22 protein-coding genes and 1 pseudogene are annotated in these 22,697 nt (G+C 67.5%); 13 read left to right on the top strand and 10 right to left on the bottom strand.

All coding sequences use genetic code 11. The features are described 5' to 3' along the window. Window positions 1–201 precede the first annotated feature (201 nt). On the top strand, window positions 202–753 hold the full coding sequence (locus tag KBY66_RS14560; RefSeq protein ID WP_255090337.1) for a hypothetical protein: 552 nt from the start codon (window positions 202–204) through the stop codon (window positions 751–753). A 213-nt stretch (window positions 754–966) separates the two neighbouring features. On the opposite strand, the gene KBY66_RS14565 is transcribed toward KBY66_RS14560, so the two are convergent. After that, window positions 967–1,932: an integron integrase gene (locus KBY66_RS14565; RefSeq protein ID WP_255090338.1), complete on the bottom strand. Its 966-nt coding sequence runs from the start codon at window positions 1,930–1,932 to the stop codon at window positions 967–969. A 153-nt stretch (window positions 1,933–2,085) separates the two neighbouring features. Here KBY66_RS14565 and KBY66_RS14570 point away from each other — a divergent pair, with 153 nt between their 5' ends. After that, a complete protein-coding gene (locus KBY66_RS14570; RefSeq protein WP_255090356.1) occupies window positions 2,086–3,687 on the top strand; it encodes a B12-binding domain-containing radical SAM protein in 1,602 nt (533 codons plus the stop codon). Here the strand turns inward: KBY66_RS14570 and KBY66_RS14575 are convergent. After that, window positions 3,644–4,939 carry an O-antigen ligase family protein gene (locus KBY66_RS14575; RefSeq protein WP_255090339.1) on the bottom strand — a complete coding sequence of 432 codons (1,296 nt, stop codon included), beginning with the start codon at window positions 4,937–4,939 and terminating at the stop codon, window positions 3,644–3,646. The two genes, KBY66_RS14570 and KBY66_RS14575, sit on opposite strands and share 44 nt — an antisense overlap. A 28-nt stretch (window positions 4,940–4,967) precedes the next feature. Further along, window positions 4,968–5,718 (bottom strand): annotated as a pseudogene (locus KBY66_RS14580) (formyltetrahydrofolate deformylase). 140 nt (window positions 5,719–5,858) lie between these two features. Between KBY66_RS14580 and psbQ the strand changes: the two are divergent. After that, complete coding sequence (gene psbQ / locus KBY66_RS14585) at window positions 5,859–6,338, top strand: photosystem II protein PsbQ (protein WP_255090340.1); 480 nt, start codon at window positions 5,859–5,861, stop codon at window positions 6,336–6,338. 65 nt (window positions 6,339–6,403) lie between these two features. Further along, window positions 6,404–7,465 (top strand): NAD(P)/FAD-dependent oxidoreductase, encoded by a 1,062-nt coding sequence (locus tag KBY66_RS14590; protein WP_255090341.1) that lies wholly within the window; start codon window positions 6,404–6,406, stop codon window positions 7,463–7,465. Window positions 7,466–7,524: 59 nt separating this feature from the next. On the opposite strand, the gene dnaK is transcribed toward KBY66_RS14590, so the two are convergent. Then, complete coding sequence (gene dnaK / locus KBY66_RS14595; protein WP_255090342.1) at window positions 7,525–9,441, bottom strand: molecular chaperone DnaK; 1,917 nt, start codon at window positions 9,439–9,441, stop codon at window positions 7,525–7,527. 167 nt (window positions 9,442–9,608) lie between these two features. On the opposite strand from dnaK, the gene KBY66_RS14600 reads away from it, so the two are divergent. The 4 genes from KBY66_RS14600 to KBY66_RS14615 all read left to right on the top strand — a co-directional run bounded on the left by KBY66_RS14600 (window position 9,609) and on the right by KBY66_RS14615 (window position 12,456). Further along, the gene (locus tag KBY66_RS14600) at window positions 9,609–10,502 is read left to right on the top strand and encodes a shikimate dehydrogenase (protein ID WP_255090343.1); all 894 of its coding nucleotides are present in this window, start codon (window positions 9,609–9,611) and stop codon (window positions 10,500–10,502) included. Between the two features lie 24 nt (window positions 10,503–10,526). After that, on the top strand, window positions 10,527–10,991 hold the full coding sequence (locus KBY66_RS14605; RefSeq protein ID WP_255090344.1) for a Tic20 family protein: 465 nt from the start codon (window positions 10,527–10,529) through the stop codon (window positions 10,989–10,991). Between the two features lie 95 nt (window positions 10,992–11,086). Continuing rightward, entirely contained in the window at window positions 11,087–11,455 is a 369-nt protein-coding gene (gene rpsF / locus KBY66_RS14610) for a 30S ribosomal protein S6 (RefSeq protein WP_255090345.1), read from the top strand. A 119-nt stretch (window positions 11,456–11,574) separates the two neighbouring features. Further along, entirely contained in the window at window positions 11,575–12,456 is an 882-nt protein-coding gene (locus KBY66_RS14615; RefSeq protein ID WP_255090346.1) for a hypothetical protein, read from the top strand. Here KBY66_RS14615 and KBY66_RS14620 read toward each other — a convergent pair. After that, window positions 12,453–13,682 (bottom strand): argininosuccinate synthase, encoded by a 1,230-nt coding sequence (locus tag KBY66_RS14620; protein ID WP_255090357.1) that lies wholly within the window; start codon window positions 13,680–13,682, stop codon window positions 12,453–12,455. The two genes, KBY66_RS14615 and KBY66_RS14620, sit on opposite strands and share 4 nt — an antisense overlap. Before the next feature lie 4 nt (window positions 13,683–13,686). Continuing rightward, window positions 13,687–13,923, bottom strand: a complete 237-nt coding sequence (locus KBY66_RS14625) for a hypothetical protein (protein ID WP_255090347.1) — start codon at window positions 13,921–13,923, stop codon at window positions 13,687–13,689. An 84-nt stretch (window positions 13,924–14,007) separates the two neighbouring features. Between KBY66_RS14625 and KBY66_RS14630 the strand changes: the two genes are divergently transcribed. From KBY66_RS14630 to KBY66_RS14640, 3 genes are read left to right on the top strand one after another with little or no spacing between them, the layout of a single operon-like run. Then, window positions 14,008–14,259, top strand: coding sequence for a DUF3134 domain-containing protein (locus KBY66_RS14630; RefSeq protein WP_255090348.1), 252 nt, complete (start codon window positions 14,008–14,010; stop codon window positions 14,257–14,259). Window positions 14,260–14,277: 18 nt separating this feature from the next. After that, entirely contained in the window at window positions 14,278–15,357 is a 1,080-nt protein-coding gene (gene mraY, locus KBY66_RS14635) for a phospho-N-acetylmuramoyl-pentapeptide-transferase (RefSeq protein ID WP_399225654.1), read from the top strand. Between the two features lie 20 nt (window positions 15,358–15,377). Beyond that, entirely contained in the window at window positions 15,378–15,620 is a 243-nt protein-coding gene (locus tag KBY66_RS14640; RefSeq protein ID WP_255090349.1) for a hypothetical protein, read from the top strand. 11 nt (window positions 15,621–15,631) lie between these two features. Here the strand turns inward: KBY66_RS14640 and KBY66_RS14645 are convergent, their stop codons facing one another. Next, complete coding sequence (locus KBY66_RS14645; RefSeq protein ID WP_255090350.1) at window positions 15,632–15,805, bottom strand: cytochrome B6; 174 nt, start codon at window positions 15,803–15,805, stop codon at window positions 15,632–15,634. 160 nt (window positions 15,806–15,965) lie between these two features. On the opposite strand from KBY66_RS14645, the gene KBY66_RS14650 reads away from it, so the two are divergent. After that, complete coding sequence (locus KBY66_RS14650) at window positions 15,966–16,970, top strand: LCP family protein (protein WP_255090351.1); 1,005 nt, start codon at window positions 15,966–15,968, stop codon at window positions 16,968–16,970. 27 nt (window positions 16,971–16,997) lie between these two features. Here KBY66_RS14650 and KBY66_RS14655 read toward each other — a convergent pair whose 3' ends face one another. Together KBY66_RS14655 and KBY66_RS14660 are read right to left on the bottom strand one after the other, a co-directional pair. Then, the gene (locus tag KBY66_RS14655; RefSeq protein ID WP_255090352.1) at window positions 16,998–19,187 is read right to left on the bottom strand and encodes an HAD family hydrolase; all 2,190 of its coding nucleotides are present in this window, start codon (window positions 19,185–19,187) and stop codon (window positions 16,998–17,000) included. Between the two features lie 24 nt (window positions 19,188–19,211). Then, the gene (locus KBY66_RS14660) at window positions 19,212–20,759 is read right to left on the bottom strand and encodes an alpha/beta hydrolase family protein (RefSeq protein ID WP_255090353.1); all 1,548 of its coding nucleotides are present in this window, start codon (window positions 20,757–20,759) and stop codon (window positions 19,212–19,214) included. A gap of 124 nt (window positions 20,760–20,883) precedes the next feature. Between KBY66_RS14660 and KBY66_RS14665 the strand changes: the two genes are divergently transcribed. Then, window positions 20,884–21,348, top strand: a complete 465-nt coding sequence (locus KBY66_RS14665) for a hypothetical protein (protein ID WP_255090354.1) — start codon at window positions 20,884–20,886, stop codon at window positions 21,346–21,348. 9 nt (window positions 21,349–21,357) lie between these two features. Here KBY66_RS14665 and KBY66_RS14670 read toward each other — a convergent pair whose 3' ends face one another. Next, on the bottom strand, window positions 21,358–22,332 hold the full coding sequence (locus KBY66_RS14670) for a hypothetical protein (protein ID WP_255090355.1): 975 nt from the start codon (window positions 22,330–22,332) through the stop codon (window positions 21,358–21,360). Between the last annotated feature and the right edge of the window lie 365 nt (window positions 22,333–22,697).

Consider the following 22,697-nt stretch of genomic DNA (forward strand, 5'->3'; position numbering starts at 1 on the left):
CGGGCCAGTCCCCAAACATGGTGAGATCAGGCTCATTCCAGCCTGATCTCTGCTGAAATAGTCCAATCCGAACAATTGGTGGACCGCGACTGGCTATGCGGACGTGTTGTCCAGAGCTTCCTTAGGGAAAGGATTGGGAGTCTTATGCGACGTAGGCTAGAACCTATTGCTGCCTTTGATCCAGACCGTGTTTACACTGTGATGACGATTGCACAAACTGGCGAAATTAGGGCTCGTGCCGCAGGCAAAGGTAATAATCCACCTTCTTGGATTGGTGAATATTTCGAAACTGTCAGCCCAGGCGACTGGTTCGCTGCAGGTACCAATGACGTTGTCTTTTCTTCCATTGACCTATGGAAGGGTTGCGTTGCGATTGTGCCTGCCGACTTTAACGGCGCTCTGGTAACAAAGGAATTCCCAATCTACGAGATTACAGACAATAGGCTTTGCCTGAATTTTTTTCAGCTTCTACTCAGAACACGCTACTATCAGAGAGCCTTCAGGGCGATTACTACTGGCCACAGCAATCGGCGCCGGACGCAAGTGGCCGATTTTGAGGCTGTCGAAATTGCATTTCCAGCATCTTTAGATCTACAAAGAAGTCTTATTCAAGACATTCTCGATTCTCGACTTGCATTTGACAATGCCTCAGTGGACTTACGTAGGGAGCTTCTAAGGTTTAGTGATCTTATCGACGGAAGAGGGGATGAAGACTTCCATGAAGAAGAGATTGTTGGCGACGATGATGCCTGACAGTTTGGCTGGTTTTAGTTTTGGCATTTGCCTGCCGAACTTCTTCTTCGACAGTTCTGCAAACCATCTCCGAGCAGCATCTCCTTTCCGCTGATCACGGTAGTCATTTCAGCAAAACCTCTGAAACCCTAACTCTCCCAGCAACTCTGCCGTCTCACCCCAAGCCACTGACCAAGTTTGCAGGTCTGCAAACCACTGTTCGGCGCGATACATTCAGTCGGCCGGGCTCCGCACACCCAGGGGGCCACGGTTGAGAACGTGGGTGTAGATCATCGTGGTGCTCACATCACGGTGGCCCAGCAACTCCTGGATCGTGCGGATGTCCTGGCCCCCCTCAAGCAGGTGGGTGGCAAAGGAGTGGCGGAACGTATGACAACTCGCTGCCTTGCTCACGCCCGCAGCGGCCAATGCCTGTTTGACAGCCTTTTGGATCACTGAAGGATCCAGATGATGCCGTCCTTCATGCCCGGTAGCAGAATCCTGCCATCGCCGAACCTGTGGAAACACCCACTGCCAGGCCCATTTCCGATCCGCCCTCAGATACTTTCTGGCCAAGGCTCCGGGCAGCACGACCCTGCCCCAGCCGGCCTCCAGATCGCGCTGATGCTGTTGCTTGGCCGTCTCCAGGTGGCACTGCAGCCCTGCGATCAGGCTCTGAGGCAGGAGCGTGATCCGATCCTTGCCACCCTTACCGTCCCGGACGAGCAATTCATGTCGGGCGACGTCCACATCCTTCACCCTCAGCCGTAAGGCCTCCATCAGCCGCAATCCACTTCCGTAGAGCAGCCCCACCACCAGCGACGGAGTCCCTTCCAGCTGGTCCCTCACCGCCCGGACCTCCTCCCGGCTCAGCACCACCGGGAGCCGCTGACGGGTGCGGGCCCTCACCACCCCCTCCAGCTCGAGGTCCTGCTGCAGCAGCTCGCGATAAAGAAACAACAGCGCCGCCAGGGCTTGGTTCTGGGTGGAGGCGCTCACCTGAAGCGCCACCGCCAAATGGCTCAGGAAAGCGTTCACCTCGGCGCTGCCCATCTCCCGTGGATGGCGCAGGCCGTGGAAGCGCAGGAAACGCCTCAGCCAAAGCACATAGCTCTTCACGGTGCGGCGGGCGTAGTGCCGCACCTGAAGTTCTTCTCTGTAGCGCTGGATCAAACCAGGTGGGCGAGGGTCATGGGTCATGACGACGGAGGAGCTGTCCTACCAAGCAGGGTTCCCAGGCCCCCCGCCCGCTCACCCCCCAGACTGACCACTTCCCGGCCGGCATCTCCACCCCTGAACCAGGAAACCCTGCTGTTCGAGCCCGCCCAGCCAGCTCTCGGCGCCCTGCGGGCGGTGCTGGCCTTTCCGAGCACCTATTCGGTGGGCATCACCAGCCTGGGCTACCAGGTGGTGTGGGCCAGCCTGGCCAGCCGCGTTGATGTGGATGTGCGGCGGCTGTTCACCGACCAGGGCGATCCGCCCCATGGGGGCCAGCGGGGTCGCGGGGCCGACCTCGATCTGTTTGGCCTCTCCCTGAGCTGGGAGCTGGATGGGCCGGTGCTGCTGGATCTGCTGGAGCAACAGCGCATTCCCCTCTGGAGCCACGAGCGGAGCGACGGCGACCCGATCGTCTTCGGCGGCGGTCCGGTGCTCACCGCCAACCCCGAACCCCTGGCCCCCTTCTTCGACGCGGTGCTGCTGGGGGACGGTGAGCTGCTGCTGCCCGCCTTCATCGATGCCGTTCAGGCCCGGCGCGGCGCCCCGAGGGCCGAGCGGCTCAGGGCCCTGGCCCGCGTGCCGGGAATCTATGTGCCGTCCCTTTATGCCCCTCGCTACGGCAGCGAAGGGGAGCTGCTGGGCGTCGAGCCGATTGAGGGAGGCATTCCGGCCACGGTTGCCAAACAGACCTGGCGTGGCAACACCCTCAGCCATTCCACCGTGATCACCCCGGAGGCGGCCTGGCCCTCGATCCACATGGTGGAGGTGGTGCGCAGTTGCCCGGAGCTGTGCCGCTTCTGCCTGGCCAGCTACCTCACCCTGCCCTTCCGCACCCCCTCGCTCGAGGACGGCCTGATCCCGGCGGTGGAGAAGGGCCTGGCCGCCACCCAGCGGCTGGGGTTGCTGGGGGCCTCCGTCACCCAGCACCCCCAGTTCGACGACCTGCTCACCTGGTTGGATGGCGACCGCTTCGACGGCACCCGGGTGAGCGTGAGTTCGGTGCGGGCCGCCACCGTCACGCCCCAGCTGGGACGGATCCTGGCCAGGCGCGGCAGCAAATCGCTGACGATCGCGATCGAAAGCGGCAGCGAGCGGATGCGCCAGGTGGTGAACAAGAAGCTTTCGGAGGAGGAGATCTTCGCCGCCGCCCGCCATGCCAAAGAGGGCGGCCTCACCGGCCTGAAGCTCTACGGCATGGCGGGCCTGCCCACCGAGGACGACGCCGACATTGAAGCGACCGCCGACCTGCTGCTGGCCCTCAAGACAGCCACCCCGGGGCTGAAACTCAGCCTGGGGGTGAGCACCTTCGTGCCCAAGGCCCACACCCCGTTCCAGTGGGAGGGGGTGCGCCCCGAAGCGGAGAAGCGGCTCAAGCGGCTGGCCCGCCGGCTCCAGCCCAAGGGCATCGAGCTGCGGCCGGAGAGCTACGGCTGGAGCGTGGTCCAGGCCCTGATCTCCCGCAGTGACCGGCGCCTGGCTCCGGTGATCGCCGCCGTGCGGGGCCGCCACGATCAGCTGGGGGGCTGGAAGGCCGCCTACCGCGACGCCTTGGCCGCTGGGTCTGGCGCGCTGCCGCCGCCGTCCTGGCAGGAGGTGATCCACGGCCGTTGGGACAGCGATCGGGTGCTGCCCTGGAACCACCTGGAAGGGCCCCTGCAGCGCAGCACCCTGGCCAGGCACCGCCAGGACGCACTCACGGCGGCGGGCCCGGCGGTTGCGGCAGCATCGGCGGGTTGAGCAGAAAGGCGCGGATGCCGGCGAACAGGATCCAGCCGGCAATGTTGATCCGGCTGTCATAGAGGGGCATGTCAGTGGCGTGGAGCGCCACCAGCACCAGGGCCGAGGCCCACCAGGCCCGATCGAACAAGCGCCCGGCCGCCATGCCCCTGATCGCTGCCCGGATCAGCAGAACCAGGATCAGCCCCACCAGCAGCAGCGCCACCGGCAGGCCATGGCTCACGGCCAGATCGATCGGCAGGTTGTGGGGGTGGCCGTGCCAGTGGCCGGTGCGCAAGGGGTAGATCACGCTGAAGGCCGCCGCCCCCCAGCCCAGCCAGGGGCGCTCCGCCACCAGGCCGAGGGCCACGCCCCACTGGCTGATCCGGGTGATCGCCAGGGGCCGGTGGCCAGCAAACTCCAGGTCGCTCAACCGTCCCCAGATCGCCTGCGGAACCAGGTCGCGGGCGGGCTGCTGCAGGAACGGCGCCACCCCCGGCAGGCTGGCCAGCGCCACCGGAATCAGCAGCAGCAGCAGCACCGGCAGCAGCCACTGGCAGGCCCCGGGCCCGGCCACGATCGGCAGGGCCAGCAGCAGGGCGCCCCAGGCGTTGCGGGAATCGGTGAGGTACAGCGCCCCGACCAGGGAAGCCGCGATCGCCAGGGCAGGCAGGCGCCTTTTCCAGCCCTGCTGCGGCTGAAGCACGGCCGCCAGCGCCAGGGGCCAGGCCAGGGCGAGCCAGGAACCGGCGATGTTGGCGTAATCGAACAGGCCCGAAAGCCGTCCGGGGGGATTGCCCCCCGGCTTGAGGTGCCAGATGATCGCCCCCCCCAGCGCCTGTAACGGACCGCTCCAGCCCCACCAGAGCTGGCCCAGGCCAGTGAGAATCACAGGCACCGTGCCGGCCACCAGCCAGAGCGCCACCCGGCGGCGGGCGGCGGGAGTGGCCAGATAGGGCTGGAATCCCCAGAAAGCCCAGAAGAACGGCAGCCAGTTGGCAAGCCCCACCCAGGCCAGCCAGCCGCTGGTGGCGAAACCGCAGCCCAGCACCATCAGTCCGGCCACCAGCAGCAGCACCCCATTGGCCCGATCGGCCAGGGGCGGACGGCGATGCTGGCTCCCGAGCACCAGCGCCACGAGCAACAGCACCCCAGCGATCAGGGCGCTGCTGGGCAGGACGAACACCCCGAGCTGAAAGCAGCGCCAGCCGAGGGGTGCGGCGGCCCCAGGGCGGGCAGCGTCGAGCGGGAAGAGGGCGCGAGGGCTCAACACGGCCCCAACCTCTGCGAGCGCGGCATGGTCAGGAGAACACCGCGGTGCGGCCCCGATAGACCATCACCTGACGGCGCAGGTGCAGCCGCAGGGCCCGGGCCAGCGCCAGCCGCTCGGTGTCACGCCCCTTGCGGATCAGGTCCTCCACCTCATCCCGATAGCTCACCGGCACGGTGGCCTGCTCGATGATCGGTCCCCCATCGAGGTCATCAGTCGCGTAGTGGGCGGTGGCGCCGATCAGTTTGACGCCCCGCTCCCAGGCCCGGTGGTAGGGCTGGGCCCCTTGGAAGGCCGGCAGGAAGGAATGGTGGATGTTGATCACCGGCGGGAACTGGGCCAGGAAGGATGGGCTGAGCACCTGCATGTACTTGGCCAGGACCACCAGCTCGATGCCCTGCTCCCTCAGCAGCGCAAGCTGGGTAACCTCGATGGCCTCCTTGGTTGAGGGTGTCACGGGCAGGTGCACGAAGCGGGCACCATTGCTCACGGCCAGCGCCTGGAGCGCGGCATGGTTCGAGACCACGAGCAGCACCCGCATCGGCAATTCGCCAGAGCGGGTGCGCCAGAGCAGGTCCACCAGGCAATGGTCCTGGCGGGCCAAGCGGAAGCCCCCGAGCTCCCACTCGATCCGGCTGAGGAACAGGCCCCGGCCCCGGCATCGGTGGATGGTCCGCATGGCGGATGTTTCCACCGTTGGCGGCGACCCAGCCCGAGAGTTCGCTGACCAGGCCAGGGCGGTCGGGGCCAATCACCTGCAGGATCGCCGTGGGGATACACATCGCGCCGCTGGAGACAGGCACAGGGGCATTGTGCCCGCCACCACTTCCGGGCCAACACCTTGGAACTCCTCGATCGTTGCGGCCGCCGCCGGGAAGGAAGGATGGCAGACCTACAGTCTCGAACGCCTGTTCCTCCCCCCATGGCCGCCCAGCTGGTTTCCGCGCTCCGCCCTGCCCTGCAGCGCCTCGCGTTGCTCTGCCTGACCCTGGTGCTCTCGGTCGGGCTCACGGCCTGTGGCGGCGGAGAAGCCAAACCTCCCACGATCAGCGCGGCCGACCTGGCGATCATCCAGCGTCAGGCTGAAGGTTTCCTGGCCGCCAAGGAGCGGCTGCCCGAGCTGGCCGAGCTGGTCAACGAACGCAACTGGGTGTTCACCCGCAACCTGATCCACGGGCCGATGCAGGAGGTGGGGCGTCAGATGCTCTACATCAACCAGCGGCTGCTCCCCGCCGACCAGGCCGGGGCCACCAAACTGGCCAACCAGCTCAAAGGTGCCCTGGCCGAGCTCGATGAGGCCGCCAGGCTCCAGGACGGCGAGCGGCTGCGCAAGGCCTACATCAAGGTGGCCAGCGGCTTCGGCACCTATGGCGAAGTGCTCCATGCCGACGGCATCGCCTGACCCAGACCACCGCCGAGAATCACCTGGGCGGGCTCCCTGAGCTGACCTGCAACCCCCAGACGGTCGTGGTGATCGGCGGCGGAATCGTTGGCCTTGCCACCGCCTGGCTGCTGCAAAGTCGTGGCCACGCCGTCACCGTGGTCGACCCCGGGGTCCATGGCTCCCAGCCCGAGGGAGCCGGCAGCGGGGCCGCCCTCGGCGTGCTCATGGGCCAGGTGTATCGGCGCAACAGCGGCAGGGGCTGGCGCTTGCGGCAGCGCTCGCTCCAGCTCTGGAGCCAGTGGCGCCGGGAATTGGCGGTGGCCGGTGAGCCGATCCCATTCCGAGCCGGCCTGCTGGTGCTGGCCGCCGATGCCGACGAGCACCGGCGACTGGAGCGCCTGGCGGAGTCCCGGCAACGGCTTGGCATGGCCCTGGAGCTCTGGGATCGCAACGTCCTCCAATCGCTGCAGCCGGCCGTGCCCGTACGCGCCGAGGCCGGGCTGTTCTCCCCCTGCGATGGCCAGCTCGATCCGTTGGCGGCCATGGGCGCCCTCCGGGCCGATGGCCTGCGGCGGGGGCTGCAGGTGCTGGCTGAGCGGGTCGTCCGACTGGGGCGGCGGCCCGCGGGCTGGCGGCTCCTTCTCGGCGGCGGCGACCAGCTGGTTGTCCCCTGGGTGGTGCTGGCGGCGGGACTGGCCAGCACGGCCCTGCTGCAGCCCCTGGGCCACAGCTGGGGGCTTGAGCCGGTGCTGGGCCAGGCCCTGGAGCTGCAAGTTCCAACGGACCCGGAGCCGAACTGGCCCGGCAGCCTGGTGTGGCGGGGCTGGAACCTGGTGCCCCAACCCGGGGGCCGCTTCTGGTTGGGGGCCAGCCTGGAGCCCGGCAGCAAGGCCAACCCCGGCGAGCTCCTCCGCATGAGCCGTCTCGGAGGGGAGGCGCCGCCCTGGCTGGAGCAGGCGCGGGAGCTGCGCCGCTGGCAGGGCCTGAGGGCCAGGCCGATCGGCCGCCCGGCCCCCCTGCTGGAACTGCTCGAACCGGGGCTGGTGCTCGCAACCGGGCACTACCGCAATGGCGTGCTGCTGGCACCCGCCAGCGCGGAATGGGTGGCCGGTCAGATCGAGGCCGGAGCCAACGCCTGGCCATAAAAAAGCCCCCCGAGTGGGGGGCTCTAAGCGAAGAGTGCAGCCGGGTCGCTGACTCGGGTTTACTTGCTCTCGGTGAACTCAGCGTCGATCACATCCTCGGCCGCACCGGCCGTGCCGGCCGACGATCCGTTGGTTCCGGCGCCGTTGGCGGCGGATCCATCGGCCCCCGCCGCCCCTGCCTGCTGGTACACGGAGGCACCGGCAGCATAGAGGGCCTGCTGGAGTTGTTCCAGCACGGTTTTGATCGTGGGGTAGTCCTCCTGGGCGATCGCCTCCTTGAGCTGGGTGGAGAAGCCCTCCACCTTGCCCTTGTCCTCGGCGTTCACTTTGTCACCCAGTTCGCCGAGTTGCTTTTCGGCCTGGTAGACGAGGGTTTCGGCCTGGTTCTTCAGGTCGATGCGCTCACGCTTCTCCTTGTCGGCGGTGGCGTTGGTCTCGGCATCCTTGACCATCTTCTCCACCTCGTTCTCACTGAGGGTGGAGGCGCCGGTGATCGAAATGCTCTGCTCCTTGCCGCTGCCCTTGTCCTTCGCCGTCACGCTCAGGATGCCGTTGGCGTCGATGTCGAAGGTGACTTCGATCTGGGGAACGCCGCGGGGGGAAGGGGGGATTCCGTCGAGGCGGAAGGTGCCGAGGCTCTTGTTGTCCGAGGCCAGCTCCCGCTCACCCTGGAGCACGTGGATCTCCACGTTGGTCTGACCATCCACGGCGGTGGAGTAGGTCTCGGCCTTCTTGGTGGGGATCGTGGTGTTGCGGGTGATCATCTTGGTCATCACGCCGCCGAGGGTTTCGACGCCCAAAGAGAGCGGCGTGACATCCAGCAGCAGGATGTCCTTCACCTCACCGGCGAGCACACCGCCCTGGATGGCGGCGCCGACGGCCACCACCTCATCAGGGTTCACCGTCTGGTTGGGGTCCTTGCCGGTGACGCGCTTGACCAGCTCCAGCACCGCGGGGATGCGGGTGGAGCCGCCCACCATCACCACCTCATCGAGCTCGGAAGCGGCGAGCTTGGCGTCCTTGAGCGCCTGTTCCACCGGCACGCGGCAGCGGTCGATGAGCTTGGAGGCCAGCTCCTCGAACTTGGCCCGGGTGAGAGTGAGATCGAGGTGCTTGGGCCCCTCTGGAGTGGCCGTGATGAAGGGCAGGTTGATCTCGCTCTGGGTGGCGCTTGAGAGCTCGATCTTGGCCTTCTCGGCCGCTTCGGTGAGGCGTTGCAGGGCCTGCTTGTCCTGGCGCAGATCGATGCCTTCGTTGCTCTTGAAACTGTCGGCCAGGTAATCGACGATCACCTTGTCGAAGTCATCGCCGCCCAGGTGGGTGTCGCCGCTGGTGGAGAGCACCTCGAACACGCCATCGCCCACCTCCAGCACCGAGACGTCGAAGGTGCCGCCGCCCAGGTCGAAGACCAGGATCCGCTCGTTGCTCTTGCGATCGAGGCCGTAGGCGAGCGCGGCCGCGGTGGGCTCGTTGATGATCCGAAGCACCTCGAGTCCGGCGATCTTGCCGGCGTCCTTGGTGGCCTGGCGCTGGGAGTCGTTGAAGTAGGCGGGCACGGTGATCACCGCCTGGGTGACGGTTTCACCCAGATACTTGCCGGCGTCCTCGGCCAGCTTGCGCAGCACCTCGGCCGACACCTCCTCGGGGGCGAACTGCTTGTTGAGCACCGGGCACTTCACCTTGACGTTGGCGCCGGCCTTCTCAACGCCATAGCTCACCTCCTTCGATTCCTCGTTCACCTCGTCGACTCGGCGGCCAATGAAGCGCTTCACCGAATAGAAGGTGTTCTCCGGGTTCATCACCGCCTGGCGCTTGGCGATCTGGCCCACCAACTTGTCCTGGTTCTTGGTGTAGGCGACCACCGAAGGGGTGGTGCGGAAGCCTTCGGCGTTGGCGATCACCGTGGGCTTGCCGCCCTCCATCACCGCCACGCAGCTGTTCGTGGTGCCCAGATCAATGCCGACAACCTTGCCCATGGGTTCTTACCTCCTGAAACGAATGAGTTCTTCCTGACGCATCCTCAGCAGCAGGGGCCTGAGCAGGCGAGGGGTGGTTTCCGAACCGTGCCGTACGGGCAGGGGCCTTCAAGCGCCGATCCGCCCCTACGGTGCCGCCGATCGGCTGGGGCGCAGGGCGAGGTTCGATGTCTGTCTCGATTTCCGGCCGCACGGCCCTGGTGGGGGTGCTCGGCGACCCGGTGCGCCATTCGCTCTCGCCCGCCATGCACAATGCGGCCCTGCGGGAGCTGGGCCTCGACTGGATCTACCTGGCCCTGCCGGTGGCGGCGGCGGATCTGGAAGCGGTGCTGAAGGGCCTGGAGGCGGTGGACTGCCGCGGCCTCAACGTCACCCTGCCCCACAAGCAGGCGGCGGCGGCCCTGGCCACCGAGCTCACGCCCCTGGCCCGGCGGCTGGGGGCGGTGAACACGCTCGTGAGGCGGGCCGAGGGCGGCTGGCTGGGCACCAACACCGATGGGGAGGGCTTCCTGGCACCGCTGCAAGGCGAGCCGACGGGGCCCAGGGCCTTGGTGCTTGGCTGCGGCGGCAGCGCCCGGGCGGTGGTGGCCGGCCTGGTGGAGCGGAAGCTGGAGGTGATCGAGCTGGCCGCCCGCGACCCGCGGCGCCGGGAGTCCTTCGTGGCGGACTGCCGGGCCTGGGCGCCGCAGCTGCGGGGCCTGGCCTGGGAATCCAAGGCGCTCGTGGCGGCTTTGGGCAGGGCCGATCTGGTGGTCAACACCACCCCGGTGGGCATGGCCGCCGGCCCCAGCGGCGCGGCAGCCTGCCCGCTGGGGCCGCTGGAACTGGAGGCACTGCAACCGGGAGCCCTCGTCTACGACCTGATCTACACGCCACGGCCGACCCGTCTGCTGCGGGAGGCCGGCCGGCGCGGCTGCCGGCCTGTGGATGGGCTGGAGATGCTGGTGCAGCAGGGGGCCGCGGCCCTGCGGCTCTGGACGGCCGCCGCCACCGGCGGGACTCCCATCCCCTTGGAGGCGATGCGGCGGGCGGCGCTCGGCCAGCTGGAGCAGGCCCCCTAACCTTGGGAGACCAAGCCCGCCACGATGCAGATTCCCTTTTGGCAACGGCTGCTGGCTCTGCTGGCCTACCTGTTGCCGTGGAGTGACGGGGTGTTGTTCGGCGAGTCGCTGTTCGGGCTCTTTCCGTTCCTGCAGTTGTTGGCCCTTCCGGCCTTGCCGCTGCTCACCCTGCAGCGGCTGGTGCCGTTTGGCGGCTTCCTGCTGTTCCTGGCGCTGTTTCTAGGGGTGGTGCGCAACCAGCGGGTGCCCTACTTCATCCGCTTCAACGTGCTCCAGGCGATCCTGCTGGACATCGTGCTGATCCTGCTGTCCCTGGCCTTCCGGGTGCTGCTCGCCCCGCTGGCGGGCGGCTTTGCCCTGCGCACCCTCAGCAACACGGTGTTCCTCGGCACGTTGCTGCTGGTGCTGTTTGCCGCCGTGCAATGCATCCGGGGCAAGGAGCCCGACATCCCGACGGTGTCGGAAGCGGTGCGGATCCAGCTCTACTGAAGCAATCCTTCGGCGCGATAGGGTGTTGAATCCGTCGCTGGCAGCCCCTGGGTCGCCGGCCTCACCCGAGCCCGTCACGGAGGTTTCCGCCCGTCATGTCGCAGCAGCCCTACTACGAAACGATGTACATCCTTCGCCCGGACATCGCGGAGGAAGAAGTCGAAGGCCATGTCAACAAGTACCGCGACCTGGTGATTGAGGCCGGTGCCGAGGTGCTTGACACGCAGATGCGCGGCAAACGCCGGCTGGCCTATCCGATCGCCAAGCATCGCGAAGGCATCTACGTCCAGCTCAACCACAACGGCGATGGCCAGCAGGTGGCGGCCCTGGAGCGGGCCATGCGCCTCAGTGAAGACGTGATCCGCTACCTCACCGTCAAACAGGACGGCCCCCTGCCGGCGCCGCGCAACGCGGCGGGCACCGCCGAGCCCGAGTCCACCCCGGCGATTGCCGTTGAGGCCTGACGGCGATCAGGCCAGGCCAAGCGCCCAGATTCCCAGCCAATTCCCAGTGAGTTCACAGGCGACAGCCAGCAAGCCGCCCATTCACCAATGATGGGATGGGGGCTTCCAGTGATCGGAACTTGAGCAAAGCCGACCAGTCCAGCTCCGCAGGGAATCAGCAGGCCGAGGACCAGCTCCAGGCTGTGCAGGGTCAGCTGAGCGCCACCCGCCAGGAACTGGAGCAGGTTCGCAGCCAACTGGCCGACTACGAGGCCTTGCTGGGGGAGTTGCCCGACATCTTCGAGCGCAAGTATCAGCAGCGGCAGCAACCCTTTCTTCTCCAGCAGCAACTGCTGTCCAGGGAAAACCAGTCCCTGCGCGACATCGTCAAGGGGGCTGGGCGGCAGTCACCGCCACCGCCGCCCTCCGCCCTGAAGCCGGCCGCGCCGGCCACGGCTCCCACCCCCCCAGAGCCTCTCCGACCGGATCCTCCACGACCAAGCCCTCCTCGTCCGAGCCCAGGGCTCATTCAGGCCCTTCCTGCCGCCATGGCCGCCAAGGGGCTGGCCGTTCTGCTCGGTTTCGTTGCCCTCGGCGCAGTCCTTGGAACGGTGCGTCAGAGCCTGAAAGGGCAAGCCTCCCCTCCAGCCTCCATGGCCAGGCCACCAGCCAGCACAAGCCAGACCCAACCAAGCCCAACCAAACCAACGGAAGCCAAGCCAGCGCCGCCCAAGCCCGCGCCGAGCCTGCTGGTGCTGAACAGCTCCGGGCCCAACTGGGTTGAGGTCCGAACCCTGAGCCGGCAACGGGTCTACGAAGGCATGCTCAAAGGAGAGAAAATGCTCCCCCTGGGCCAGGGGCTCCAGGTGCTGGCAGGCCGGCCCGATCTGCTCACCGTCCGCCAGGGAGCCGGCCGCCCGAAGGTGCTCGGACGGATCGACGAACTGGTCTGGATCAGCTTCAGGCCGCCGGCGGCACCCGCGGCCAAACCGGCCACCAAGGCCCCCAAAGCTTCCCCCTAGCCCTTGCGCGCCGCAGCCCAGAGGCGGGCCGGCAGACCCCAGATGGTGATGAAACCTTCTGCAGCGCGATGATCGAAGCGATCATCGCTTCCGTAGGTGGCCATCGTTGGCACATAGAGGCTGTCGGGCGAGGAGCGCCCGATCACGGTGGCATTGCCCTTGTGGAGGCGAATCCGCACGATGCCGTTCACCGTGACCTGGGTGGCATCGAGGAAGCCGTCGAGGGCGGCCTTGAGCGGGCCGAACCAGAGGCCCTGGTAGACGAGATCCGCCCAGCTGGCCTCGATCTGGCGCTTGTAGCGCAGCACATCGGCGGCCAGGGTGAGGCTCTCCAGCTCCTGATGGGCCCGAATCAGCAGCAGCAGGCCGGGGGTTTCGTAGATCTCCCGCGACTTGATCCCCACTACCCGGTTCTCGATCATGTCGAGCCGACCGAAGCCATGGCGGCCGGCCAGGGCATTGGCCTGGCGGATCAGGCTGACCGGATCGAGCCGCACCCCGTCGATGCTCAACGGATTTCCCCGCTCGAAGCCGATCTCCACCACCTGGGGCTCCTCCGGCGCCGCCGCGATCGAGCGGGTCATCGCGAACACCTCCTCGGGCGGCTCCACCATCGGATCCTCCAGGGGCCCCGCTTCGATGCTGCGACCCAGCAGGTTCAGATCGATCGAATAGGGGTTGGCCTTGCTCACCGGCGCCGCCATGCCGCAGCGTTCGCCGTAGGCGATCGTTGCCTCCCGGCTCATGCCCCATTCGCGGGCAGGCGTGAGCACCTTGAGTTCCGGGGCCAGGCAGCCGATCGCCACGTCGAAGCGCACCTGGTCGTTGCCCTTGCCGGTGCAGCCGTGGGCCACCGCATCAGCGCCCACCCGGCGGGCCACCGCCACCAGCTCCCGGGCGATCAGCGGGCGGGCCAGGGCGGTGGAGAGGGGATAGCGGCCCTCGTAGAGGGCATTGGCCCGGATGGCGGGGAAAGCGAACTCGGTGATGAACGGCTCGATCAGATCCCCCACGATCGACTGGCTGGCACCGGCTTCGAGGGCCTTGAGCCGGATCGGCTCGAGCTCATCACCCTGACCCAGGTCGGCCGCGAAGGTGATCACCTCCTCCACACCCCACTCCTGGCGCAGGTAGGGAATGCAGACACTGGTGTCGACGCCGCCGGAGTAGGCCAGCACCACCTTTTTGGCCCGGGGACCCCGCTGGGCCCATTGCTCCTCTGCCATCCGCTCAAGCCTGTTCATGGGTTCCGTTGGAGGATTGTCCCTCGCCGCCGCCGCAGCGGCGCCAGCGGGACGCCAGCCAGAGGGCCAGCAGGCCAGGGGGCCCCAGCACCAGGCTCCAGAGCAACAGCGGCCGGATCGGGAGGGGTTCGGGCCAGCGCTCGCCGGCCAGCACCAGCAACCCGCTGAGCAGCAGAGCCACCCCCCAGGCGATCAGCAGCTGAGCGGGCTTTGCCCAGGTCACGGCGGGGAGTCAAGGGGAGCTGGTTTATGTTGATCGATTGGCGTGCCCGGCGCTTCGCTGGCTTCGCCTGCCCTAAGGCCGTCCATGAGCACCCTCGACAGCATCAATCCCTCCCTGACCCGCTACCGGCGGGATGAGCCCGCCCCGGTGCTGCCCCTGCGCGATGAGCCCGACCTGCTCAGCTGGCTTGAAACCAGCGGCCGCTTGGTGGCCGATGAGGAAACCGCCGCTCCCGACGTGAGCACGGTGGAGGAGGAGGAACTCTCGGCCCTGATGGGTGAGAAGGAGGAGTACATTCCCGCCGACGAGCCTTCCGAAGAAAACTGGGAAGACTGATCCCCCGTGAGCCGATCCCTGCAGGTTCCCGCGGCCGCCTTGGCGGCTGGCCGATCAGCGGCCATCTGGCTCGGACTCGTTGTGCTCGGCGCCTGCCTGATCAGTGACGGCCTGGCGAGAGCCCCCCAGCTCACGCCCGCCTTGCTGGTGGCGGCGCTGCTGAGCTGGGCGTTGTGCCGCTGGGGCGTGCCGAAACTGCGGTCCCTGAAGCTGGGCCAGGTGATCCGCCAGGAGGGCCCCCAGGCCCACCACGGCAAGGCCGGCACGCCCACGATGGGTGGGCTGCTGGTGGTGCCGGTGGGTGTGATCGTGGGGGGCCTGATCGCCCCCGCCGACCCGCGCCTCCTGGCGGTGGCCGCCATCACCCTCGCCTTCCTGGCGATCGGCGGCATCGACGACTGGCGCAGCCTCACCCGTCGCACCAACACCGGCCTCAGCCCCAGGGGCAAGCTTCTGCTCCAGTCCCTCGCCGCGGGGATCTTCCTGGCGGTGGCGGCCTGGAACGACTGGATCGGCGGCAGCGTGGCCTTGCCGTTCGGCCTGGCCCTGCCGCTCGGGCTGCTGATCCTTCCCCTCGGCCTGTTCGTGTTTCTGGCCGAGAGCAACGCCACCAACCTCACCGACGGCCTCGACGGCCTGGCGGCTGGCTGCGGTGCGGTGGTGTTCTGCGGATTGGCCCTGCAATTGATGCTGAGGGGCCACCTCGGCGATCCCGCCCTGGCCGGGTTCTGCGCCGCCATGGCCGGCGCCTGGCTTGGATTCCTGGCCCACAACCGCCATCCGGCCAGGGTGTTCATGGGCGACACCGGCTCCCTGGCCATGGGAGCGGCCCTCAGCGCGGTCGCCCTGCTCAGCAACAGCCTCTGGCCCCTGTTGCTGATGGGCGGGGTGTTCCTGGCCGAATCCGTTTCGGTGATCCTGCAGGTGTGGGTGTTCAAGGCCACCAAGGGGCCAGATGGCCAGGGTCGTCGCCTGTTCCGGATGGCCCCGCTGCATCACCATTTCGAGCTGGCCGGTCAGCCGGAGCAGCGGGTGGTGGTCGGCTTCTGGGCAGTCAGCCTGCTGCTGGTGGTGATCGGGCTCCTGCTGCTTCCCTGATTTCCAGGCAAGCTGGAGCCATGGCTTACTTCACCTGGCAGGAAAAAGGGCTCACGGCCGATTGCGCCAGCCTGGCGGCGATGGCCGCACGGTTCGAGGAAGCGGCCGCCCTGATGCGGCGGATGGCCGGCGAGGGCTTCGTGCTGGAACGTCACAGCGACGGGCAGCACATCACCCATCCCGACGAGGGGGTCTTCGCGTCCTACGGCTTCATCAGTGAGGAGCCCCCGGTACGGCAGCTCGACCTGATCGCCGAACCCTGACCGCGGCGGGCTCAGGAGCGGCGCAGGAAGCCCAGCCCCCACACCAGCACGAAGGCCAGCGACGAAAGCCCCAGGTAAATCAGCACCCCCCGCTGCAGGCCGGCCACATCCCAGCCGAACGGCAGGCCGTTGGCCCCATCACCGGCCGTGGAGAAGGCCAGGTAGGCCGTGGTGGGGATCAACACGGGCGGGCGTTGCGGCGGGGTGGGTTGAATGGGACTTCTAGCAGGCCTGGCCAGGCAGCATGATCCCGGGCCGCCAGCCGGGTGACGGTGATGGGAGGGGTCTGACCTGAGCTGGCCTGGGCTGGATTTGGGTTTTATGGTGCGACCAGCAGGAACCTCCATGGCCCAGGCCCAACCCCGTCGTCGCCCCAGTCGCACCGCGAACAATCGCCCCGCCACCGTTTCTGACCTGGAGAAGCGACGCAGGAGTGCACCGCCCCCACCGGAATCACCCGACGGCGCCAAACAACGCCAACCACTCTCCCGCCGCTCCCTGCTGATCGGCTTCTGCTGTGGCCTCGGCCTCGGCTACGGCCTGGCCGGTCCCCTGCCCCGGCTGCTCGCGTCGGGTCTGGCTGGTTTGCAGCATGTGGCTCCATCCCTGAGCTCCCTGGTGGATCCTCTCGGGCTGGAGCAGCGTCGCATTCTGGTGATGGGCACCGACCAGATCAGCGGCAGCACCGATGTGATGTTCACCGTCCAGCTCAAGGACGGCACCACCGAGATCACCCAGGTTCCGCGGGACACCTTCATCGAATCGGAGGCGTTCGGTATCCTCAAGGCCAACGCCCTCTACGCGGTGGGCGGGGTGAACGAGGTGAAGCAGGAACTCTCCAGCCTGCTCTCGGAGAAGATCGACCGGTATCTGATCATCAACATCGAGGCCGTGCAGAACCTGGCCGAGGCCCTCGGCGGCGTTGAGATCGATGTTCCCAAGCGGATGGTCTACGTCGATGGCCGCCAGGGTCTGTACATCGACCTCTACCCGGGCCCCCAGCTGCTCAAAGGCAAGGACCTGGAAGGCTTCCTCCGTTACCGCAACGACGAACTCGGCGACCTGGGCCGCATGGAACGCCAGCAACTGGTGCTGCGGGAGGTGTTCCGCACCATCGCCCAACCGGGCACCGTCGCCAAGCTGCCCTCCCTGCTGGCCACCGCCGGTAAGGACATCCACACCGACCTCTCGCCGGTCGAGCTGGGCGCCCTGCTCACGGCCATGGGCTCCACCAAGCTGAGCACCAAGCGCCTGGGGGGGCGGCTCTATTGGCATGGCGACCTGAGCTACTGGATGCCCGATCTCAACAGCCGCTACGCCGGCCAACAGAGCCCAGAGCCGACGCCCTGAGCCTGGCCGTCCAGGACCACCCGGGCATCAGCGGCCAATCAGCCGGTGGTGTTCCAGGCCCTCCAGCACGCCCCACAGATTGGGGCGACTGCTGAAGAAGATACGGCGATGACCGCGCAGAGCCTCCAGCTCCGGGTCGTGGTTCACCGGCACGACGCCGAGCGGAAGCCCCCGCAGCACCTCGCCATCCCCCTGCTGGCGGGCCGCCACCAGGATCCGGTTGAGGGGCAGGGCCCAGCGCAGGGCGGCGTAACGCATCGCCTCCGCCTTGGATGCCGTCAGGGGCAGCACATCCAGGTACCAGCCGCGGAACAAATGGGGACGGGCCGCCAGCCGCAGGCTCCTCAACTGTTGCCGCACCAGCGGCAACAGCCCCTGAACCGGCTCCTGCAGGTGATAGCTCACCTTGTAGGCGCCTTGCTCGGCCGGGCCCTGCAGGCGCAGCCGCGGGGCGAGGGCAGCCATGGCGTCCTCCACCCCCTGGCGGTTCCAGCGGCGGCCGATCTGGTCCCGCCAGGTGGCGTCATGGCGCCACTCGCCTGCCTCACTGGTGTGGATCTCGGTGCCCGACTCGGTGATCCAGAGGGTGATGCCGATGAGCTGAAGGTCGTGGGCACGGCGCTGAACCGATTCGAACGACCGGCCACTGACCAGACCGATGCCAAAGCGCGGATCCTCGACCATCCGCCGGCGCAACTGATCCAGCCCATCCACATCGGTGTCCGCCTCGAAACCATCGAGATCGAGGAGCAGCAAGCACTCGCCCAAGGGCGAAGCCTGGAGCTGGGAAGGAGCGGGGCGCGGAAACCAGAGCGGCAACCGCAGCGGCAGAGGAGCCTGGGCCATGGCGCCGGCGGCGGCCAGGTAGCGGCTGACATGGGCATCCCAGGTGTAATGGCGGCGGATCGCCCGGATGCCGCGATCGCTCCATTGCTGCCAGCGCACCGGGTCGGAAGCGGCTGTTTCCACCGCCTCCTGCAAGGCATCGAGATCGGAGACATCGACGAGCAGGCCGTTGGCGCAGCGGGCCAGGATGTCGCGCGGGCCCCCGTCGTCGGTCGCCACCAGCGGCAGACCGCAGGCCGCCGCCTCCAGCAGGGTGAGGCCGAAAGGCTCGGTCAGGGCCGGATTGACGAAGACACCGCGCCGCTGGGCGGCCCAGCGGTAGATGGCGGGAACCTGGTGGCGCCGGTGCTGCTTCGGGTAAGCCACCACGCCATAGAGATCGAAGCGATCGATCCGCTCGAACACCTGCTGGAACAGCTCCCGCTGTTGCTTCTCCAGCTGGCGGGGATCCTCGCGGCAGCCCAGCACCAGCACCAGGTTGTGCCGGCGACGCAGCAGCTCCGAGCGGCCGAACACCTCAATCAGGGCCGGGATGTTCTTGCGGTGGTCGGCGCGGCAGATGGCCAGAACCGGAGGTCGCTCCGGTTCCCGCAGGAAAGGAGCCATCAGCGCTGCGACGTCTGCGTCTTCGGCATCGTCCGCGGCATCGCTGGCCTGCTCCTCGTTACCGGGGGCGGTGGGGGGCGGGCGGGGGTGAAAGGCAAGGGCATCCACCCCCGGGGGGATCACCTGGGCGAGTTCGGGGTGGAAATGGCCATAGCGGGCGTATTGCCCCGTCGCCTCCTGTTCCGTGCTGGTGACCACCAGCTGGCAATGGGCCAGGGCCAGTTCCTCGGCGTCGATGCGGCGCTCCATGGCGAACTGCTGCTCGATCTGCAGGGGATCAAGGCCCGCGGCGATCAGCCGTCGCCGCTTCTCCCGACCCAGGGAGTGGGCCGTGAACACCAGCGGAACCCCCAGCCGGCGGTGCAGCAGAGCCCCGACATAGCCCGCATCGGCGTAGTGGGCATGGATCCAGTCCGGCAGACGGGGCTGATGCAGCAGGTCTTCGGCCAGGGCATCGGCCAGCTCATCGAGGTGGGGCCAGAGCAGTTCTTTGCGGAGGTAGCGCTTCGGCCCGAAGGGCAGGCGTCGGATCGTGGCCCTCGGACCGATCGATTCCACCACCAGGCCATAGTCGGACGCGACGCGACGCTCCTGGATCCGCCGGGTGATCACCTCGACCCGCTCCAGCTCCGGCCGGGCCGCCAGGCCGCGAACCAGCTCCAACACGTAGGTGGTCTGGCCACCGGTGTCGGGATCCCGTCCCAGCTCGAGGTTCTCGCCCCGAAACAGGCCGTGGAGGTGGAGATGGAGGAGGTAGAGGCCCACACCAGGACGGCGCGACGGGACGGATCAGGGTGCCCCCTTCAATCCCCCGGTCACATCAACCAGCGGGAGGGTGGCACTGCCCCAGCCGGTGGCCGGAAGCAGGTCCGGCGCATTCGGCCCCGGGGCCGCGGCGGCGCCGGCGGCGAAGGCGCCATTCACCCAGGCCAGCAGCAGGCCCCGCAGGACACCGCCGTCTTCGGCGTAAAGAGAACCGAGGTTGAAGTGATCGCCGCCCTTGGCCAGCACGAGACGATGGCCGCCGCCCCCAGCCCTGGCATTCGCCTGCATGGGCGTGATCGCCTCCGGCCCAGGCGGCACCACCCAGTCGCGGCTGCCGCTGACAAGCAACACCCGGCCATTCATGGCCCGGCCGGCACCGGTGTTGAACAGCAGCGACATCGGTGGGCTGACCGCCACCGCCGCCTTGACCCGGGGATCGGCCAGGCTGGCGCTATCGGCAGCACTGATGAAACTGCACTGCAACACCCAGCTGAGGTTGCGGGAGGGGTCCTTGACGTCCTGACAGCGCTCGTTCAGCCGCACAGCGCTGGGCTGGGCACCGGCCAGCTGCAGAACGGTGGTGGCCCCCCAGGATTGACCGAGCACCGACACGAAATCCGTGTTGAGGCCAGCTGGCAGCCCCAGCTTGCCGGCCGCCACCCCATCGATCAGGGAGGAGATGTCGAGGGGCCGGAGCTTGAGCTCGGCCGGGCCCGGCGGTGGCGCCTTGCCGGAGAGCATGGCCTGTTGCTGGGATTGATCGCTGCCGGGATGGAAGGGCATCAGCACGGTGTAGCCGTGGCTGGCCAGATGCTTCGCCCAGCCCTCGAAGCTCAAGGGGCTGTCCCAGAGGCCATGGGAGATCAGCACCAGGCGGCCGTTGGCCTGCCGGCCCGGGCTGATCACCACCAGGCGCAGCGGTTCGGGGCGGTGGCTCACCACCAGGCTTGTCTCCCGCCTCTCCACCGGAAGGGGGCCGGGGTTGCTGAGGGCTGGATTCACGCCCGCCGCAGGGGTGGCGGTGATCAGGCGGTCCGCCGGTTGCTGCTGACTGGCCAGGCGCCGCGCGGCGAACAGGGCCAGCTCCAGATCCACCGAGGCCGTTTGGCCCGGCAGGGCCTTCAGCACGGTGAGCATGGTGAGGGGCCCCTTGGCAGCGGCACGATCAAGCACATCGGAGAGCTGCTGACCATCGAGATTGGCGGGCAGTCCGTCGATGCCGCCGATGGCCGAAACCAGCAACAGGGCCTGGTTGAACAGCGCCGTGTCCTCCACCTTGCCCACCACCGCCTTGGTCTGCAGCGGCAGGGGGTAGTTGAAGAACTCCACCAGCCTTCGTCCGACGCCCCCGTTGGTGGCCTGATCCAGCTCGGCCAGATCACTGCTGCCGGTGAGCAGTCCGCCGGGGTTCTGAAGTTCGGAGAGCTTGATCGTGAAGGTGGTCTCCAGCAGCGGCAGGAGCAGATCGATCTGCTCGAGGGCGGCTGCCGGCTGGGGCAGGAAGGGAACACCCACCAGCAACGCCGCCGCCACCAGGGCGGAAGGGTGGGAGGGCTGTCGGGGGACTCGCACGGGGCGGGGGGCGGAATCGTTCCATGATCTCCGATCCGGCTCTCCCCCGCCCAGGAGCCCATTCGATCGCAGCAGGAGGCCGGCGAATCCTTCCCTACGATTCAGCGGTTTCTGTGGGCTTCCGATGAACGCGACCGTGCTGCTCCCCCTGGCGGCCTCACTCCTGCTCAGTGGCGGCGCAACCCTCGCCGCCCAGCGCTGCACCTTCCTCCAGCCGATCGGCGGTGACGGAACCACGCCGATCGTCAGCAAGCAGGTGGGCCGCGGCAAGTTGCTGGGCAAGACCAACTGGAACACCGACTTCATCGTGAATCAGCCCTACAGCAGCTTCAAGTTCTTCTTCACCGCCAATTCCTCTGACGCCGGGGCCATGTATCCCGTGAGCGGCTTCATGAAGTTCAGCGATGGCTCCAACCTTCAAGTGATCAACGAGGCGATGAATCCCCCAATCGGCACGGGCCGAATGTTCGGCCCGTTCCCGGCGATTCCCGGCAAACAGGCCAGCCAGATGAATTTCAAGGTGGGCGCCAGTGATGACCCCAACGCCCTCGGTTTCAGCTACCGCATTTCCGTGCAGGGCTGCCGCTGAAGGAAGGGATCAGGCCAGCATCACAACAGCAGGACTGAACTGGGCTGGGCACCGGGCAGCTGCAGGACGGTGGTGGCCCCCCAGGACTGGCCCAGCACCACCGCGGAATCGGTGGGCAGGCGCGGAGGCAGTCCCAGTTTGCCCGCTGCCGCTGCATCGGTCAGGGCCGAGATGTCGAGGGGCCTCAGGCGCAGTTCGGCGGGACCCAGGGGGGCACTTTGCCCGAGAGCATGGCCAGCTGCTGCTGGCTCTGGTCGCTGCCTGGGTGGTACGGCAACAGCACGGTGAGCCATGGCTGGCCAGGTGGCGGCCCCAGCCCTCGAAGCGGGCAGGGCTGTCCCAGAGGCCGTGGGAGATCAGCACCAGCCGCAGGGCCGCGTAGCGATAGGTCACAGGGATCTTGGTCTCACGCCGCTGCACCATCAACGGGCACGGCTGGCTGAGGGTTGCATCCACGCTCACGGGGGCAGGGCCGCCAGCAGGGTGTCCGCCGGCTCTTGCTGTTCGGCCAGCCGCTGCACCGCTAACAGGGCCCGATTCAGGTCCACCGAGGCCGTCTGGCCCGACAACGCCTGGCAGCACGGTCAGCATCGTGAGTGGCCCCTTGGCCGCCGCGCTATCGAGGGCCCTGGAAATCTTCTCGTCAATCAGGTTTCCCGGCAGGCCTTCGACGCCACCGAGGGAGGAGAGCAGCATCAGCGCCTGGCTGAGCATGGGAGAGCCCGCCGCCTGGTTGACGACGGCCTTGGTCTGCAGTGGCAGGGGGGCATTGAAGAGGTCCACCAGCTTGCGGCCGATGGCCCCGTTGGTCGCCCGGTCCAGCTCCGCCAGATCGCTGTTGCCATCAAACAGCTTGCTGGTGCTGGTGAGCTCCTTGAGCTGGATCTGCTGCAGGGCCGAGGCCGGCTGGGAAAGACCCGTCAGGAACAGGGCCGCTCCCACCGAAGCGGCACGGGCATGGCGGAGAGTCCGAGGGGCGGTCATGGCAGGAGGTTGATGGCGACCCCCAGCGTGGCCGGTGCAGAGCAACGGAAACCGCGGCCGTCGTGGCTCCCCCTACACCTCCACCGCCTCCGGCGGATGCTGCTCCAGCACCTGGTTGAGATTCCTTGAATCCTGCCCTTTGAGAGGCATCCAAGAGGGATCGGTGGCACTCAGGCACCACAGGCAAAGGGCACAACAAGTGGCACCTAAGAGAATTGTGGGGGTGTCCACAGATACTTAAGTGTGTTTTCTCACCAGGTCATTCAGCGATCAGCAGCCGCTGTAAGGACTGCTGAGGGGTGAGGCCACCAAGAGCCATGTGGCACCTGTGGCTGTTATAGATCCCCAGATACCGAGGTAGCCAG

Origin of the sequence: Synechococcus sp. Tobar12-5m-g (assembly GCF_024345415.1) — a bacterium.
In the GTDB taxonomy this organism is placed as follows: Bacteria; Cyanobacteriota; Cyanobacteriia; order PCC-6307; family Cyanobiaceae; genus Regnicoccus.